Annotated in this window: 15 protein-coding genes; 8 read left to right on the top strand and 7 right to left on the bottom strand. The window is 71.4% G+C overall.

Going from position 1 to position 15968, the window contains the following annotated elements; all coding sequences use genetic code 11:
- Positions 1-9 precede the first annotated feature (9 nt).
- The 6 genes from araD to ACIRF8_RS08015 form a co-directional block, all read right to left on the bottom strand.
- The gene (araD, locus tag ACIRF8_RS08040) at positions 10-1752 is read right to left on the bottom strand and encodes an L-arabinonate dehydratase (RefSeq protein ID WP_404211985.1); all 1743 of its coding nucleotides are present in this window, start codon (positions 1750-1752) and stop codon (positions 10-12) included.
- Positions 1749-2666 carry a dihydrodipicolinate synthase family protein gene (locus tag ACIRF8_RS08035; protein ID WP_404211983.1) on the bottom strand — a complete coding sequence of 306 codons (918 nt, stop codon included), beginning with the start codon at positions 2664-2666 and terminating at the stop codon, positions 1749-1751. The genes araD and ACIRF8_RS08035 overlap by 4 nt, the downstream gene beginning before the upstream one ends.
- The gene (locus ACIRF8_RS08030) at positions 2663-3325 is read right to left on the bottom strand and encodes a GntR family transcriptional regulator (RefSeq protein WP_404211981.1); all 663 of its coding nucleotides are present in this window, start codon (positions 3323-3325) and stop codon (positions 2663-2665) included. Before ACIRF8_RS08030 ends, ACIRF8_RS08035 begins: the two co-directional genes overlap by 4 nt.
- A gap of 282 nt (positions 3326-3607) precedes the next feature.
- Complete coding sequence (locus ACIRF8_RS08025) at positions 3608-4177, bottom strand: TIGR03086 family metal-binding protein (protein ID WP_404211979.1); 570 nt, start codon at positions 4175-4177, stop codon at positions 3608-3610.
- A 98-nt stretch (positions 4178-4275) separates the two neighbouring features.
- Positions 4276-5436 (bottom strand): hypothetical protein, encoded by a 1161-nt coding sequence (locus ACIRF8_RS08020; protein ID WP_404211977.1) that lies wholly within the window; start codon positions 5434-5436, stop codon positions 4276-4278.
- Complete coding sequence (locus ACIRF8_RS08015; protein WP_404211975.1) at positions 5433-6377, bottom strand: 5-dehydro-4-deoxyglucarate dehydratase; 945 nt, start codon at positions 6375-6377, stop codon at positions 5433-5435. The genes ACIRF8_RS08020 and ACIRF8_RS08015 overlap by 4 nt, the downstream gene beginning before the upstream one ends.
- 263 nt (positions 6378-6640) lie before the next feature.
- Between ACIRF8_RS08015 and ACIRF8_RS08010 the strand changes: the two genes are divergently transcribed.
- The 7 genes from ACIRF8_RS08010 to ACIRF8_RS07980 all read left to right on the top strand — a co-directional run bounded on the left by ACIRF8_RS08010 (position 6641) and on the right by ACIRF8_RS07980 (position 13079).
- Positions 6641-7522 (top strand): NAD-dependent epimerase/dehydratase family protein, encoded by an 882-nt coding sequence (locus ACIRF8_RS08010; protein WP_404211973.1) that lies wholly within the window; start codon positions 6641-6643, stop codon positions 7520-7522.
- Positions 7523-7799: 277 nt separating this feature from the next.
- Positions 7800-8561, top strand: coding sequence for a DeoR/GlpR family DNA-binding transcription regulator (locus ACIRF8_RS08005; RefSeq protein ID WP_404211971.1), 762 nt, complete (start codon positions 7800-7802; stop codon positions 8559-8561).
- A 121-nt stretch (positions 8562-8682) separates the two neighbouring features.
- Positions 8683-10056, top strand: coding sequence for an ABC transporter substrate-binding protein (locus ACIRF8_RS08000; RefSeq protein ID WP_404211969.1), 1374 nt, complete (start codon positions 8683-8685; stop codon positions 10054-10056).
- Positions 10053-11000, top strand: a complete 948-nt coding sequence (locus ACIRF8_RS07995; protein ID WP_404211967.1) for a carbohydrate ABC transporter permease — start codon at positions 10053-10055, stop codon at positions 10998-11000. The genes ACIRF8_RS08000 and ACIRF8_RS07995 overlap by 4 nt, the downstream gene beginning before the upstream one ends.
- Positions 10997-11830 carry a carbohydrate ABC transporter permease gene (locus ACIRF8_RS07990; protein ID WP_404211965.1) on the top strand — a complete coding sequence of 278 codons (834 nt, stop codon included), beginning with the start codon at positions 10997-10999 and terminating at the stop codon, positions 11828-11830. Before ACIRF8_RS07995 ends, ACIRF8_RS07990 begins: the two co-directional genes overlap by 4 nt.
- Complete coding sequence (locus ACIRF8_RS07985; protein WP_404211963.1) at positions 11827-12816, top strand: zinc-dependent alcohol dehydrogenase family protein; 990 nt, start codon at positions 11827-11829, stop codon at positions 12814-12816. The genes ACIRF8_RS07990 and ACIRF8_RS07985 overlap by 4 nt, the downstream gene beginning before the upstream one ends.
- A 41-nt stretch (positions 12817-12857) precedes the next feature.
- Complete coding sequence (locus ACIRF8_RS07980) at positions 12858-13079, top strand: hypothetical protein (RefSeq protein WP_404211961.1); 222 nt, start codon at positions 12858-12860, stop codon at positions 13077-13079.
- Between the two features lie 16 nt (positions 13080-13095).
- Here ACIRF8_RS07980 and ACIRF8_RS07975 read toward each other — a convergent pair whose 3' ends face one another.
- Positions 13096-14334 (bottom strand): TerD family protein, encoded by a 1239-nt coding sequence (locus ACIRF8_RS07975; RefSeq protein ID WP_404212351.1) that lies wholly within the window; start codon positions 14332-14334, stop codon positions 13096-13098.
- Between the two features lie 112 nt (positions 14335-14446).
- On the opposite strand from ACIRF8_RS07975, the gene ACIRF8_RS07970 reads away from it, so the two are divergent.
- Positions 14447-15925 carry an amino acid permease gene (locus ACIRF8_RS07970; RefSeq protein ID WP_404212349.1) on the top strand — a complete coding sequence of 493 codons (1479 nt, stop codon included), beginning with the start codon at positions 14447-14449 and terminating at the stop codon, positions 15923-15925.
- Positions 15926-15968 lie beyond the last annotated feature (43 nt).

The following is a 15968-nucleotide window of genomic DNA, read 5'->3' as shown; positions in this document are numbered from 1 at the left end:
GTGGGCAGGTCAGCCCGCGTAGGGATCAGGGACCTTGCCCGGCCTGGCCAGGAAGGCGAAGTCGCAGCCGGTGTCGGCCTGGGTGATCTGTTCGTTGTAGAGCGCCCCGTAGCCGCGCTCGTAGCGCTCGGGCGGCGCGGTCCACTCGGCGCGGCGCCGCTCCAACTCCGCGTCGTCCACGTTGAGTTGCAGTGTGCGGGCTTCGACGTCGAGGGTGATGCTGTCGCCGGTGCGCACCAGCGCCAGGGGTCCGCCGACGTACGACTCGGGGGCGACGTGCAGCACGCACGCCCCGTAGCTGGTGCCGCTCATCCGGGCGTCGGAGATCCGCACCATGTCCCGTACGCCCTGCTTCAGCAGGTGGTCGGGGATCGGCAGCATCCCGTACTCGGGCATGCCGGGGCCGCCCTTGGGTCCCGAGCCGCGCAGCACGAGGACGCTGTCGGCGGTGATGCCGAGCTCGGGGTCGTTGATGGTGCGCTGCATGGTCTTGTAGTCGTCGAAGACCACGGCGGGGCCGGTGTGCTTGAGCAGGTGCGGTTCGGCGGCGATGTGCTTGATGACGGCGCCGTCGGGGCACAGGTTGCCGCGCAGGACGGCGACGCCGCCCTCGGGCGCGACCGGGTTCTCGCGGGTGCGGATGACGTCGTCGTCGTGGACGACGGCGCCCTCGATCTGCTCGCCGAAGCGGCCGTTGACGGTCGGCCGGTCCAGGTGGAGCAGGTCGGGGATGCGGGTCAGGAACGCGGGCAGGCCGCCGGCGAGGTAGAAGTCCTCCATCAGGTAGGTCTGTCCGCCCGGCCGTACGTTCGCGAGCACCGGCACGGTCCGCGCGACGCGGTCGAAGTCGTCGAGGGTGAGGCGGACCCCGGCGCGGCCCGCCATGGCTATCAGGTGGATCACGGCGTTGGTCGAGCCGCAGAGCCCGAGGATCGTGGTGACGGCGTCCTCGAAGGCGTCGGAGTCGAGGATCTCGGAGGGCTTGAGCGCGGTCCAGGCCAGTTCGACGGCGCGCCGCCCGGACGCGGCGGCCATCCGTTCGTGCGCCGAGTCGACCGCCGGGATGGAGGAGGCGCCGGGCAGCGTCATGCCGAGCGCCTCCGCCGCCGCCGTCATCGTGGAGGCGGTCCCCATGGTCATGCAGTGGCCCGGGGAGCGCGCCAATCCGCCCTGGAGTTCCCGCAGTTCGCAGTCGGTGAGGTTGCCCGCGCGGTGCTCGTCCCAGTACTTCCACATGTCGGTGCCGGAGCCGAGGGTCTCGCCGCGCCAGTGCCCGGGGAGCATGGGCCCGGCGGGCACGAACAGGGACGGCACGTCGGCGGAGGTGGCGCCCATCAGCAGCGCGGGCGTCGACTTGTCGCAGCCGCCGAGGAGCACCGCCGCGTCGACGGGGTAGGAGCGCAGCAGCTCCTCGGTCTCCATGGCGAGCAGGTTGCGGTAGAGCATGGGGGTCGGCTTCTGGTACGTCTCCGACAGTGTGGAGACGGGGAACTCCAGGGGGAAGCCGCCGGCCTGCCACACGCCCCGTTTGACGGCCTCGGCGCGCTCGCGCAGGTGGACGTGGCAGGGGTTGATGTCGGACCAGGTGTTGAGGACGGCGACGACCGGGCGGCCCCGGTACTCCTCGGCCTCGTAGCCGAGCTGACGCATCCGGGCGTTGTGCGACCAGGTGCGCAGGGTGCCCTCGGTGCCGTACCACTGGTGGGAGCGCAGCTCGGTCGGGTCGAGCCGCTTTCTGGGGGCGGTGCTCACAGGGACCACCCCGCCGCGATGTCGGCGACCTCGGCGCGCTCCGCCTCGGGCAGCTCCTGGCTGGGCGGGCGCACCTCGCGGCGGCACAGACCGAGCGAGGCGAGGGCCTCCTTGACGACGGTGACGTTGTTGGCGGAGGCGTCGGCGCCGCGCAGCTCCTCGAAGCGGCGGATCTGTTCCCAGACCTTCATGGCGCCCGGGAAGTCACCCGCTCGAAGCGCTTCGATCATGGAGAGCGAGATGCTGGGCACGACGTTGACGAGGCCGGAGGTGAAGCCGGTGGCGCCAGCGGAGAAGTAGGACGGCGCGTAGGGCTCGGCGAGTCCGGCGACCCAGACGAACCGGTCGAGGCCCGCGTCCCGGGCGAAGGCGGCGAACCGCGCGGCGTCCGGCACGGCGTACTTGACGCCGATCACGTTCGGGCAGGCCGCGCCGAGTTCGGCGAGGCGGGCGCCGGGCAGCGAGGCGTTCTTGAGGTAGGGCACGACGCCGATCTCGGGCACGGCCTCGGCGATGGCGCGGTGGTAGTCGACCCAGCCGCCCTCGGAGACGTACGGGTGCACGGGCTGGTGCACCATCACCATGTGGGCGCCGAGGTCGCGGGCGTGGCGGGCCGCCTCGACGGCGGTCGGCACGTCATGGCCGACGCCGACCAGGATCGCGGCCCGCCGCGCCGCCTCGGCGACGGTCAACTCGGTCACCCGGCGCCGCTCGCGCGGCGTCAGGGCGTAGAACTCACCGGTGTTGCCGTTCGGCGTGAGCGTGCGCACCCCGGCGTCGAGCAGCCGCTTCAGCAGGGTCGTGTACGTGGCCTCGTCGACCGAGCCGTCCTCGGCGAACGGGGTCACCGGGATCGCGACGACGTCGGCCAGCGCGGCCCGCTGGGTCTCGAACGAAACGGACTGCGCGGTCATGACTGCTGCTCACCCTCTTCATCCCGGACCTCGGGAAAGGCCCGCTGTACGAACGACGCGATGTGGTCCCGCAGGGCGCGTGAGGCGCCCTGGGCGTCACCGGCGAGGGAGAGTTCCAGGATCTCCTGGTGCTCGGCGGCCTCCCGCTCCCAGGACGGGTCGGCGGCCCAGGCGACGGCGGAGACCAGGGCGGCCTGGTCGCGGACCTCGTCGAGCATCTTGCCGAGCAGCGGATTGCCGCAGGGGATGTACAGCGCGCGGTGGAACTCCCGGTTGGCCAGGGAGCGTTGAGCGGTGTCGGTGGCGGTGGCGGCGCTCTCCAGGGCCGCGCGGGCGGCGTCGAGGGAGGCGCGGCGCCGCACGGTGCGGCGCAGGGCCTCGGGTTCGAGGAGCAGCCGCACGTCATAGACCTCGCGGGCCATGTCCGCGTCCACCATGCGCACCGTGACGCCCTTGTACTGGCTCATCACGACGAGCCCGGTCCCGGCCAGCGTCTTGAGCGCCTCGCGCACCGGCGTCTTGGAGACCCCGAACTGCGCGGCGAGGTCGGTCTCGACCAGTGCCTGTCCCGGTCTCAACTGCCCGGTCAGGATGCGGTGCTTGATCTCGTCCTGCACGTACTGCGTACGGGAGGGGATCGGAGTGGGCACTGAGGTCATGCGCGCCTCTCGGGTCTGGCGTGGGGGTGTGTCGCGTCTGATGACTGACGTGTGCGCGGATCGCGTATCTCGTATCGCGTATCTCGTATCGCGTATCTCGTATCGCGTCTCATATATGACGTACGAAGTACGACGCGTTGAAGCTAGAAGCACCGCGGGGTTTCGTCAACGCTTCCGCCAAAAGAAGTTCGGACGACTTTCGCGACCGCCTCCACAACGGCGGCTGCCTCCCGCGAGGCCCCAAGAGGGCGCTCGCGGAAGGCAGTTGTGGGTGCTCGCCGGTTACGGCCTCCAGGCCGGGTCGCGTCCGCTCAGGCCGATGACGCGGTCGAGCAGCGGCGCGTCCTCGGGCACCGGCACGACCGGCCCGAACAGGCCGTCCGGGCCCTCCTCCGCCGGCGTGAGCAGGTCGCGGGCGGCCCGGAGCGCCGCCTCGTCGGGCGTGTACTCCTGGCCGGTGGCGCGGGCCAGGTCCCAACCGTGCACGACCAGTTCATCGGCGGTGACCAGGCCGGCGACGGCGCCGGGCAGGTCGAGACCGCCCGCCCTCGTCATGCCCTCCCAGGCGGCGGGCTCGCGCCAGGTCTCGACGAGTCCGTCCAGGGCCACGGGCAGGGCCGCGCGCCAGTCGGGGCCGAGTTCGGGCAGCGCGGCGCCGGGGCCGTGCTCCTCCGTCTCCTTGCGCCCGGTGGCGCTCAGTCCGGCGGACAGGCCGAGGAGGTGGCCGAGCAGGTCGCGCACGGCGTACTCGGAACAGGGTGTGGGCGCGTCGAGCTGGTCGTCGCGGACGCCGTGGGCGAGGCGCGCGACGATGCGGGCCTGCGGACCGATGTCCACTGTGCTGTCACTCATGGGTGACCCTTCCGGTGAGGGTGACGTTCTCCACCGGTGGACCGGTCCGCGGCCCGGAACTCATCGCCGCGGCGCGCCGACACCGCCCGCGGCACCGCTCAGAGCTGTGCGAGCGCCTCCCCGACCGCCGTCAGATCCGCGTCCGACGCGAGCCCGGCGTGGTAGAGCCGCAGCTCGTCCGCGCCCAGGTCGCGGGCGGCGCGGGCGTCCTCGGCGAGGGTGCCCGGGCTGCCGCCCATGCCGCGTACGACGGTCAGGTTCGCGGCGAGGACGCCCTTGCCCCGGGCGGCGAAGGGCCGCAGCAGGCCCGCGCCGCCCGTGCACGGCACGACGACGCCGTCGGCGACGGACAGGATGTGCGCGGGGTCGACGCCCGCGTTGGCGCCGCAGTGGTAGGAGACCGGGTCGGCGTGGAGCAGCACCTGGAAGTCGGCGGGGGCCGCGTCCCTGACCGCCGCGACCGCCGCCTCCTGGAGGCTTCGGGCGACCTCGTCGCGGTAGGCGCGGGTGGCCGTCGCGGTCTCGGCGCCGAGCAGCTTCTCGACGCTCGCCCAGCCCTCGTCCTCCGCCCGCCCGCGCCACAGGGGCTCCAGAGCGGCCCGCACGGACCGCGCCAGCTCTTCGCCGTCGAGGCCGTGTTGTGCGTACCCCCGGTGGCAGGCGGCGCAGAAGCAGAGCGACATCAGGTACTGCCCGGCCTCGCCGAGTCCGACACCGGCCGTCTTGTCGTGGGCGTGCAGATGGGCGAGGCCGTACCAGCCGAGCGACTCCAGTTCGGTGCCGTCGGCGCCGGGCCGGACGGCGGCCTCGGCGGCGAGGTCGACGAGGTAGGCGCGGGTGGCTTCCTGCGCGATGCAGGGCGCCCAGGGGTAGGGGTCGCCGTAGGCGTTGCGGACGGAGGTGTCCGGGTGTTCGGCGCCGAGGCGGGAGTTGTGGGCGAGGACGACCCAGGTGTGGACGGAGAGCCCGGCCTCGGCGAGGGCGTCCGCCGCCTCGCCGTACGCGTCACCGGGCGCCCAGTCACCGGCGGCGTACGGCCGCAACTCCCTCCCGCGCCAGCGCTGTTCATCCACCGGGTAGAGCACGGCGGCGTGTTCGGCGGTGACGACGCGGTGGCGCGGGTGGCGCGGGGTGAGGGCGCGGGTGGAGTGGTAGGCGGCGGCGAGGGTGACCTGCCGGACGCCGAGTCCGGCGATGCGGCGGGCCGCGTCGGGGTCGCCGACGACGTCCCAGGGATAGACGAACGCGGAGGTCTTCACTCGCCGGTTCCTTCCACCAACGCCTGGCCGCGCTCGATGAGTTCGGCCAACTGCTTGACGTGTTCCTCGGTCGGCTCCTGGAGCGGCGGGCGCACCTCGCCGACGTCGAGCCCGCGCAACCGTACCCCGGCCTTGACGAGGGACACGGCGTAGCCCCTGCCCTGGTTGCGCAGTTCGACGAGCGGCCGGTAGAAGCCGTCGAGCAGCTTGTTCGCGGTCGCGTCGTCGCCCGAGTTCAGTGCCTTGTGGAAGGCCTGCGCGAGGTCGGGCGCGAAGCAGAAGACGGCGGAGGAGTAGAGGGTGATGCCGATGCCGCGGTAGGCGAGGCCGGTGAGTTCGGCGGTCGGCAGCCCGTTGAAGTAGAGGAAGTCGCCCGGGGCCTCGGCGCGGACGGCGCTGACGATGCGCTGCATGAGGTCGAGGTCGCCGAGGCCGTCCTTGAGGCCGAGGACCTTGGGGTGGCGGGCGAGTTCGACGACGGTCGACGGGGTGAAGACCGCGTTGTCCCGCTGGTAGACGATGATGTCGAGGGAGGTGGCCTCGGCGAGTTCGGTGTAGTGCCGCAGCAGGCCTTCCTGGCCGGCCACGACGAGGTAGGGCGGCATGGCCAACAGGCCGTCCGCGCCCGCCCGTTCGGCCAGGCGCGCGTACTGGACGGCGAGCGCCGTGCCGTACCCGGCGCCGGCGACGACGGGCACCCGTCCTCCGGTCGCCTCCACCGCCGCCGCGACGCAGGTCTCGAACTCCTCGGGGGTGAGCGCGTGGAACTCCCCCGTGCCGCAGCAGGCGAACACGGCGGCGGCCCCGGCCTCGACACCGCGCCGCACGTGGGTGCGGTAGGTGTCGAGGTCGAGGGCGCCGTCAGGTCCGTACGCGGTGACGGGGAAAAACAGCGGCCCGCTGGGGACGCTGAGTCGATCGGCGAGGGGCGCTGACGTCACGGGCTCTCCCTGAACTGTGCACGTTTCTGATCCGCGTCTATATTTCTGAACGCGCTCACCGTAAGCCGCCTCAAAGCAGGCGGTCAAGCATCCCAACTCGCCCGGCTGCGGCGGAATTTCTCCCTTCGGATGACACCGCGCGCACGCTCGCGGAACGCCGCGTACGCCCCGCCCGGGCGCGCGCGACCCTTGACGCCGCAGGACGCCCCTCCTTAGCGTGTCCACGAATGTGAATGCCGCTCACACATACGGAGATCACGCACATGTCAGTCCCGTCAGAGCCGCCCGAGTCGCCCGAGCCGTCACGCGCCGCCGGGCCCCGCACGATCCTGCTGACCGGCGCCGCCGGCGGACTCGGCACCCTCATGCGGGAGCTGCTGCCTGAGCACGGGTACGCGCTGCGGCTGCTCGACGTGCGCCCCATCCCGGACGCGCCGGACGCGATCGTCGCCGACCTGAACGACACGGAGGCGCTGCGCGAGGCGGTCCGCGGCGTGGACGGCGTGCTGCACCTCGCCGGGATCTCCCTGGAATCCACCTTCGACAAGATCCTCGAGTCGAACATCAAGGGCACGTACCACCTCTACGAGGCGGTGCGCGCCGAGGGCGAGAGCCGCGCGGACGGCGTCGCCCCCCGCATCGTCTTCGCGTCGTCCAACCACGCGATCGGCTTCACCCCGCGCCCGCGCACCGAGGACGGCGACCCCCTGGTCCCCGTCGAGACGCTCCGCCGCCCGGACACGTACTACGGCCTGTCGAAGTCGTTCGGTGAGGACCTCGCCCAGTTCTACTGGGACAAGTTCGGCCAGGAGACGGTGTCGGTGCGCATCGGGTCCTGCTTCAAGGAGCCGACCGACGTACGCATGATGTCGGTGTGGATGAGCCCCGCCGACGGCGCGCGCCTCTTCCACGCGGCGCTGAGCGCCGAGAACGTCGGGCACACCGTCGTCTACGGCTCCTCGGCCAACACCCGCCTGTGGTGGGACCTGTCGAGCGCGCGGGCGCTCGGCTACGAGCCGCAGGACGACTCCGAGGAGTACGCGGGGAACCTGCTCGCCGAGTTCGGCCCGCTCCGCGACGACAACCCGGCCCACCGCTACCTGGGCGGTCGCTTCGTCGACGACCCGCCGATCTGGCCCCACTGAGCGCCGGTCTTCGAACGAGCGACGCGACAGGGCGGCGGGCGGGCACCGAACGGGCCCGCCCGCCGCCCTGTTCGGGCATCCGCCGTGCCCGAACCCACATGATCCGCCGCTCCCCCGCAGGTCCGCGACGGGCGGCGATGGAGCCGAACGGGCCGATGCGGGCAGCATCGGGCCCGCGACAGACCTGGTCACCGCCGCCCGACGCCGGTAGAACTTCCGGTGCGGGCCCTTCCGGGCCCGAACGGGCAACGGAGCTCTTCCAGGGAGGCGGACCGGCATGAGCGCGGAGGAACGGCAGCGGGAGATCGTGCGCGCGGCGCGCCGCGCCGGTTCCGTCGACGTCACGGAACTCGCGGCCGAGCTGGGCGTCGCCAAGGAGACCGTCCGCCGCGATCTGCGCGCTCTGGAGGATCACGGCCTCGTCCGGCGTACGCACGGCGGGGCGTATCCGGTGGAGAGCGCCGGGTTCGAGACGACCCTCGCCTTCCGTACGACGATGCACGTGCCGGAGAAGCGGCGGATCGCCGCTGCCGCCGCCGATCTGCTGGGGGACGCCGAGACCGTCTTCGTCGACGAGGGGTTCACGCCGCAGCTCATCGCCGAGGCGCTGCCCCGCGACCGGCCGCTGACGGTCGTCACCGCCTCCCTCGCCACGGCGGGCGCGCTGGCCGGCGCCGACCACACCACCGTGCTGCTGCTCGGTGGCCGGGTGCGCGCCGGCACCCTCGCCACCGTCGACCACTGGACGACGAAGATGCTGGCCGGCTTCGTCATCGACCTCGCCTACATCGGCGCGAACGGCATCACCCGCGACCACGGCCTCACCACCCCCGACCCGGCCGTCAGCGAGGTGAAGGCGCAGGCGATCAGGGCCGCGCGGCGCACCGTCTTCGCGGGCGTGCACACCAAGTTCGGAGCCGTCAGCTTCTGCCGGTTCGCACCGGTGGGGGCGCTGGAGACGATCGTCACGGGCAGCCAGTTGCCCGCGTCCGAGGCTCACCGCTACTCGCTGATGGGCCCCCAGGTCATCCGCGTCTGACCCCCGTCGCTCTCCGGGCGGCACCCACCCCGCGCCGTACCACCTGTCGTACCACCGGTCGGCATCCGCCTGCCCAGGCATGCCCTTTTCCCCTCCACGCGACATGAGTCCAGGAGCATCCATGCGAACCCAGAGCCGACGGAGGCCGCCGGGCGCCCTGCTCGCGACGGCCGCCGCAGGGACGCTGCTCACCCCCTTCCTGTCCGGCTGCTGGGCCGGCGCGGGCGGGCTCGGTACGAGCGGCGACGCCATCAACGTCCTGATGGTGAACAACCCGCAGATGACCGAGTTGCAGAAGCTGACCGCCCGCCACTTCACCCGCGAGACCGGCATCAAGGTGAACTTCACCGTCCTGCCGGAGAACGACGTCCGCGACAAGATCAGCCAGGACTTCGCCAACCAGGCGGGCCAGTACGACGTCGCGACGCTCAGCAACTACGAGATCCCGATCTACGCCCGCAACGGCTGGCTGCACGACCTCGGCCCGTACGTCCGCAAGGACCCCCGCTTCGACCAGCGGGACATCCTGCGCCCCATGCGGGAATCGCTCACCGGCGACGACGGCAAGCTGTACGGCGAACCCTTCTACGGCGAGTCCTCCTTCCTCATGTACCGCAAGGACGTCTTCGCGAAGAAGGGGCTCAGGATGCCCGCGCGCCCGACCTGGCGGCAGGTCGCGGACCTCGCGGCGAGAGTCGACGGCGCGCAGTCGGGCATGAAGGGCATCTGCCTGCGCGGTCTGCCCGGCTGGGGCGAGTTGATGGCGCCGCTGACCACCGTCGTCAACACCTTCGGCGGCACCTGGTTCGACAAGGACTGGACCGCGCGCCTGGACGACAAGGGCTTCAAGGACGCCACGCGCTTCTACGTGGACCTCGTACGCGAGCACGGCGAGGCGGGCGCGGCCCAGTCCGGTTTCGCCGAGTGCCTCAACAACCTCACCCAGGGCAAGACCGCCATGTGGTACGACGCGACCTCCGCCGCCGGTTCGCTGGAGTCCGCGAACTCCCCGGTCAAGGGCAAGATCGGGTACGTGTCCGCGCCTGTCGAGAAGACCGCGAACAGCGGCTGGCTGTACACCTGGGCGTGGGGTCTGCAAAAGGCGTCCCACAACCCGGACAGCGCCTGGAAGTTCATCTCCTGGGCGTCGGGCAAGGAGTACGAGAACCTCGTCGGCCAGAAGGTCGGCTGGTCCGACGTGCCCGCGGGCAAGCGCGCCTCCACCTACGAGATCCCGCGCTACCGCTCGGAGGCCGCCGCCTTCGTGGACGTGACCCGCACCGCCATCGAGGGCGCGAGGCCCCGCGACCCGGGGGTCCAGAAGCGGCCCGCGCCCGGCATCCAGTTCGTCGGCATCCCCGAGTTCACCGACCTCGGCACCAAGGTGTCCCAGGAGATCAGCGCGGCCATCGCCGGACGCCAGTCCGTCGACTCGGCCCTGCGGAAGTCCCAGAAACTCGCCGCCGAGGTCGCGAAGGAGTACGAGGGCCGATGACGACGACACCGACCTTGACCCCGGCCCCCGCGGCCACCGCCGGCATCCGCACCACCCGCCCGGCGCCCCGCAGGCTCCGCGCGTGGGCGACCCGGGCACCCCTGCTGCCCGCACTCGTCTTCATGATCATCGTGACCCAACTGCCGTTCGTGGCCACCCTGGTCATCTCCCTCTTCGACTGGAACGCGCTCTACCCGGACGCCCGGCACTTCACCTGGTTCGGCAACTACGCGGAGGTCCTCACCGACCCCGACCTGCGCCGGTCCGTCCTGACGACCATCGTGCTGACCGTCACGGTGGTCGTGGTGAGCCTGCTCGCGGGGCTCGGTCTCGCCCTGCTCCTCGACCGGCGGTTCCGGGGGCGCGGACTGGTCCGTACGCTCCTCATCGCACCGTTCCTCGTGGTGCCGGTCGCCGCCGCCCTGCTGTGGAAGCACGTCCTCTACAACCCCGAGTACGGGCTGCTCAACGGCCTGCTGCACTACGTCGGCGGCCCCCAGCCCGACTGGATCTCGCACAACCCGCTGATCGCGGTCGAGGTGTCGCTGATCTGGCAGTGGACCCCGTTCATGATGCTGATCCTGCTCGCGGGCCTCCAGTCGCGCTCCCCCGAACTCATCGAGGCGGCCCGGATGGACGGCGCGGGCCCCTGGCAGGTCTTCCGCCACCTCACCCTGCCGCACCTGCGCCGCTACCTCGAACTCGGCGCCCTGCTCGGCTCCATCTACATCGTGCAGAACTTCGACGCCGTCTTCACCCTCACCTCGGGAGGCCTCGGCACCGCCAACCTGCCCTACACCGTCTACCAGAGCTTCTACCAGGCCCACGAGAACGGTCTCGCCTCCGCGGCGGGGGTCCTGGTCGTCATCGGTTCGATCATCATCGCGACCTTCGCGCTGCGCGTCGTGTCGTCCCTGTTCCGCGAGGAGGTGTCACGCGGATGAGCCTCACGGCCTTCTTCAGGAACAAGGGCCTCGGTCTGGCCGCCTGGCTGCTCGGCATCGTCTTCTTCCTGCCCATCGCGTGGATGGTGCTGACGTCCTTCCACTCCGAGGAGGACGCGGCGACCAATCCGCCGTCCTTCGCGGCCTCCCTCACCCTCGACGGCTACCGCGACTTCTTCGGCGCGGGCGGCGGCGCGAGCCCCTGGCCCGCGCTCATCAACTCGACGGTCGCCTCGCTCGCCTCGACGCTCTGTGTCCTGCTCCTCGCCCTCCCGGCGGCGTACGCGCTGTCGATCCGCCCGGTGCGGAAGTGGACCGACGTCCTCTTCTTCTTCCTCTCGACCAAGATGCTCCCCGTCGTGGCGGGCCTGCTCCCGATCTACCTCTTCGCCAAGAACACGGATTTCCTCGACAACATCTGGCTCCTCGTCATCCTCTACACCTCGATGAACCTGCCGATCGCCGTGTGGATGATGCAGTCGTTCCTCGCGGAGGTGCCGGTCGCGGTCATCGAGGCGGCCCAGATCGACGGCGCGCGCCTGCCCACGGTCCTCACCCGCGTCGTCGCCCCGATCGCCCTGCCCGGCATCGCGGCGACCGCGCTCATCTGCTTCATCTTCAGTTGGAACGAACTCCTCTTCGCGCGGGTGCTCACGGGCGTCGTCGCCCAGACCGCGCCCGTCTTCCTGACCGGCTTCATCACCAGCCAGGGCCTGTTCCTGGCGAAGGTGTGCGCCGCGTCGCTCGTGATCTCCCTGCCGGTGCTCGCGGCAGGGTTCGCCGCCCAGGACAAGCTGGTCCAGGGCCTGTCGTTGGGAGCTGTGAAATGAAGGCCGCGATCGTCGAGTCCGTCGGCAAGGTCGTCGTCGGCGAGGTCCCCGACCCCACGCCCGGCCCCCGGGACGTCGTCGTGGAGGTGGCGGCCTGCGGCCTGTGCGGCACCGATCTGCACATCAGGCAGGGCGAGTTCGCCCCTACGCTGCCGGTCGTGCCCGGCCACGAGTTCGCGGGCACGGTCGCGGAGGTCGGCGGCGACGTCACGGAGGTGCGGGTCGGCGACCGGGTCGCGGTCGATCCCTCGCTCCACTGCCACGAGTGCCGCTTCTGCCGCGCCGGACGCGGCAACCTCTGCGAGCGCTGGGCCGCGATCGGCGTGACGACGGCCGGCGGCGCCGCCCAGTACGCGCTGGCCCCCGTCGCCAACTGCGTCCGCCTCCCCGACCACGTACGGACCCAGGACGCGGCTCTCATCGAACCGCTGTCCTGCGCGGTCCGCGGCTACGACGTGCTGCGCTCGCGGCTCGGCTCGCACGTGCTGATCTACGGCTCGGGGACCATGGGGCTGATGATGCTGGAGCTGGCCAAGCGCACCGGCGCGGCCCGTGTCGACGTCGTCGACGTGAACCCGGAGCGCCTCGCGACGGCCCGGCGGCTCGGGGTCTCCGCGTCCGCCGCGAGCCCGGACGATCTCGACCGGCCCGAGGGCTGGGACGTGGTGGTCGACGCGACGGGCAACGCGGCGGCGATCCAGGACGGCCTCGGCCGCGTCGCCAAGGCGGGCACGTTCCTCCAGTTCGGCGTCGCGGACTACGCGACCCGGGTGACGATCGACCCGTACCGCATCTACAACCAGGAGATCACCGTCACCGGCTCGATGGCGGTCCTGCACAGCTACGAGCGGGCGGCGGAGCTGTTCGCGGGCGGCGTCCTCGACCCGGACGTCTTCATCAGCGACCGGCTGCCCCTGGACGCGTATCCGCAGGCGCTCGACCGGTTCGCGTCGGGGGTGGGGCGGAAGATCGTCGTCGTGCCGTAATCCGGTGTCGGCCGCGGCACGGTCAGCTCTACGCTCCGACCGTGCCGAGACCACAGGGATTCACCTACACCGAGCGCGCCGACGGCAGCGTCACGATCAGCCACGCCGGGCGCGACGCGGGCGTGCTGCGCGGTGCGCGGGCCGAGCGGTTCCTGACCGAGGTGGCCGCCGGGGACGCGCAGGTGGTCATGGCCCGCTGGACCGGCAACTACCGCCGGGGCAACGAGCGGCAGGCCCGCGACCACCCGCGCAACCGGCGCTGACGCCGGGCGCCGGGCGTCAGAGCGCCTGGGCGGCGGGCTTGACCATGCCGCGCACCGTGCGCGACTTCACGAAGTCGCCCATCGCCGTCATCTCCCACTCACCGGAGAACTGCTTGATGAGCTTCGCCATCATCACGCCCGTCTGCGACTCCGCGTTCGTCAGGTCGAAGCGGACCAGCTCCTCGCCGGTCGCCGCGTCCAGGAGGCGGCAGTACGCCTTGGCGACCTCCGTGAACTTCTGGCCCGAGAACGAGTTCACCGTGAAGACCAGGCCCGTGACGTCCTGCGGCAGGCGGCCCAGGTCGACGACGATCACCTCGTCGTCACCGCCGCCCTCACCCGTGAGGTTGTCGCCGGAGTGCTTGATGGCGCCGTTCACGATCGAGAGCTTGCCGAAGTAGCAACTGTCGATGTGGTTGCGCTGCGGCCCGTACGCGATGACCGACGCGTCCAGGTCGATGTCCTTGCCGCGGAACGCGGGCTCCCAGCCGAGGCCCATCTTGACCTGGCTCAGCAGCGGCTTGCCGCCCTTGACCAGGGACACCGTCTGGTTCTTCTGGAGGGAGACCCGGCCCTTGTCCAGGTTGATCTTGCCCGAGCCCGGGGCCGGGGCGGCGGGCGCGGCGGCCGGGGGCGCGGCCTGCGGCGGGGGCGGCGCCAGCCGCGGGTCGACCGGCGGGGTGGTCGGGGCGGGCATGGAGGGCACGGCGGCGGCAGGGGTGGCCGCGGGGGCTGCGACGGGCGGGGCGGCGGGCGCGGCCGGTTCCTCGACCGAGACGCCGAAGTCGGTGGCGATACCGGCCAGTCCTTCGGCGTAGCCCTGGCCGACGGCGCGGGCCTTCCACGCCCCGTTGCGCAGGTAGATCTCCATGATGACCAGCGCCGTCTCCGTGCCGAGCTGCGGGGGCGTGAACGTGGCCAGGACCGAGCCGTTGGCCGCGTCACGGACGGTTGCGGTGGGCTCGATGCCCTGGAAGGTCTGACCCGCCGCGTCGGGGCTGGCGGTGACGACGATCTTCTCGATGCCCGCCGGGACGGCGGCGGTGTCCACCGTGATCGAGTCGGGGCTCGTGCCGCCGCCCGACGTGTAGGTCACGCCGGGGCCCGCGGGCTGGTTGAAGAAGATGAAGTCGTCGTCCGAGCGCACCTTGCCGTCGGCGGCGAGCAGCAGGCCCGAGACGTCGAGCCGCACGGGGGCCGAGACGTCCACCACCACACGCTGCGCCGTGAGGGGGATGTTCGAGCCGGGCGTCATAACTGTCATGCCAGGGGTAACGAGCGACTCCGCTTTACCGTTCCCTTACCCAAGACTTTTCTGGCGGCGCCGACCAGGATGCCACTCGAATGCGAGAGTTTCCGGCGTGAACCTGCACAAAAAAGACTCTTCGCACAAAACCGCACCGGACGATCCGACCACCGCCGAGGGCGTCGCCGACGCGGGCGACCTCGGGTACAGCAAGGCGCTCAAGCCACGGCACATCAGCATGATCGCGATCGGCGGCGCGATCGGCACGGGTCTCTTCCTCGGCGCGGGCGGCAACCTCACCAAGGCGGGACCGGCGCTGGCGATCGCGTACGCGGTGTGCGGGGTGTTCGCGTTCTTCGTGGTGCGGGCCCTTGGTGAACTGGTCGTGCACCGGCCCTCCTCGGGCTCCTTCGTGAGCTACGCCCGCGAGTTCCTGGGCGAGCAGGGCGCGTACGTCGCGGGCTGGATGTACGTGCTGAACTGGGCGACCACCGGGATGGCCGACATCACAGCGATCGCGCTGTACGTGCACTACTGGTCGGTGTTCACCTCGGTCCCGCAGTGGGTGCTCGCGGCGATCGCGCTCGCGGTCGTGCTGACCGTGAACCTGGTCTCGGTGAAGAGTTTCGGCGAGACGGAGTTCTGGTTCGCCATCGTCAAGGTCACCGCGATCGTGGTGTTCCTGCTGGTGGGCATCTTCTTCCTGGTCTCCCGCAAGGAGGTCGACGGCCACACCCCCGGCCTGTCGCTCATCGGCGACCACGGCGGCTGGTTCCCGATGGGCGTACTGCCGGTCGTCCTCATCACACAGACGGTGATCTTCGCCTACTCGGCGGTCGAGATGGTCGGCGTGACGGCCGGGGAGACGGCCGATCCGGCGACGGTCGTGCCGAAGGCCGTGAACTCGATCATGTGGCGGGTGGGCATCTTCTACGTCGGCTCGATCGTGATGCTGACACTGCTGCTGCCGTGGACGGCGTATTCGGCGGACCAGTCCCCGTTCGTCACGGCGCTGTCGAGGATCGGGGTCCCGGCGGCGGGCGGCATCATGAACCTCGTCGTGCTCACGGCGGCGATGTCGTCCCTCAACTCCGGTCTCTACACGACCGGGCGCATCCTCCGCTCCATGGCGATGGCCGGATCCGCTCCCTCCTTCACCGCGCGGATGAGCCGCAGCCATGTCCCGTACGCGGGCATCCTGCTGACGTCGACGGTGGCGCTGCTCGGGGTCGCGCTCAACGCGTGGCTGCCCGACGACGCGTTCGGGATCGTCACGAACGTGGCCTCGCTCGGCGTCATCTCCACCTGGTGCATGATCATGCTCTGCCATCTGGTGTTCGTGCGCCGGGCGAGGCAGGGGCTGGTGCGACGGCCCGCGTTCCGGCTGTGGGCCTCGCCGTGGATCGAACTGACGACGATCGCGTTCCTGCTGGCCGTGCTCGTGATGATGTGGTTCGACACCGACGGTCCCGGCCGCGACACGGTGCTGCTGCTCGTCCCCGTCGCGCTCGCCCTGACCGGCGGCTGGTTCGCGGTGAGGGGCCGGGTCCACCGGATCGCCGCCGAACGGGAGGCGCCGCCGGTGGACCCGCTGGGCTGAGCGCCGCGCACACGGGTGTGCGCGGCGCCCGCCGTCGGCCGCC

This window comes from Streptomyces sp. NPDC102406 (genome assembly GCF_044765725.1).
Taxonomy (GTDB): domain Bacteria; phylum Actinomycetota; class Actinomycetes; order Streptomycetales; family Streptomycetaceae; genus Streptomyces.
This window is presented reverse-complemented; position numbering and strand designations above follow the sequence as displayed.

Coding starts and splice junctions, on each gene's coding strand:
- ACIRF8_RS08010 (WP_404211973.1), top strand. CDS start 6,641: ATGTCAGTCCCGTCAGAGCCGCCCGAGTCGCCCGAGCCGTCACGCGCC.
- ACIRF8_RS08035 (WP_404211983.1), bottom strand. CDS start 2,666: ATGACCGCGCAGTCCGTTTCGTTCGAGACCCAGCGGGCCGCGCTGGCC.
- ACIRF8_RS08000 (WP_404211969.1), top strand. CDS start 8,683: ATGCGAACCCAGAGCCGACGGAGGCCGCCGGGCGCCCTGCTCGCGACG.
- ACIRF8_RS08030 (WP_404211981.1), bottom strand. CDS start 3,325: ATGACCTCAGTGCCCACTCCGATCCCCTCCCGTACGCAGTACGTGCAG.
- ACIRF8_RS07975 (WP_404212351.1), bottom strand. CDS start 14,334: ATGACGCCCGGCTCGAACATCCCCCTCACGGCGCAGCGTGTGGTGGTG.
- ACIRF8_RS07990 (WP_404211965.1), top strand. CDS start 10,997: ATGAGCCTCACGGCCTTCTTCAGGAACAAGGGCCTCGGTCTGGCCGCC.
- ACIRF8_RS07995 (WP_404211967.1), top strand. CDS start 10,053: ATGACGACGACACCGACCTTGACCCCGGCCCCCGCGGCCACCGCCGGC.
- ACIRF8_RS08005 (WP_404211971.1), top strand. CDS start 7,800: ATGAGCGCGGAGGAACGGCAGCGGGAGATCGTGCGCGCGGCGCGCCGC.
- ACIRF8_RS08025 (WP_404211979.1), bottom strand. CDS start 4,177: ATGAGTGACAGCACAGTGGACATCGGTCCGCAGGCCCGCATCGTCGCG.
- ACIRF8_RS07985 (WP_404211963.1), top strand. CDS start 11,827: ATGAAGGCCGCGATCGTCGAGTCCGTCGGCAAGGTCGTCGTCGGCGAG.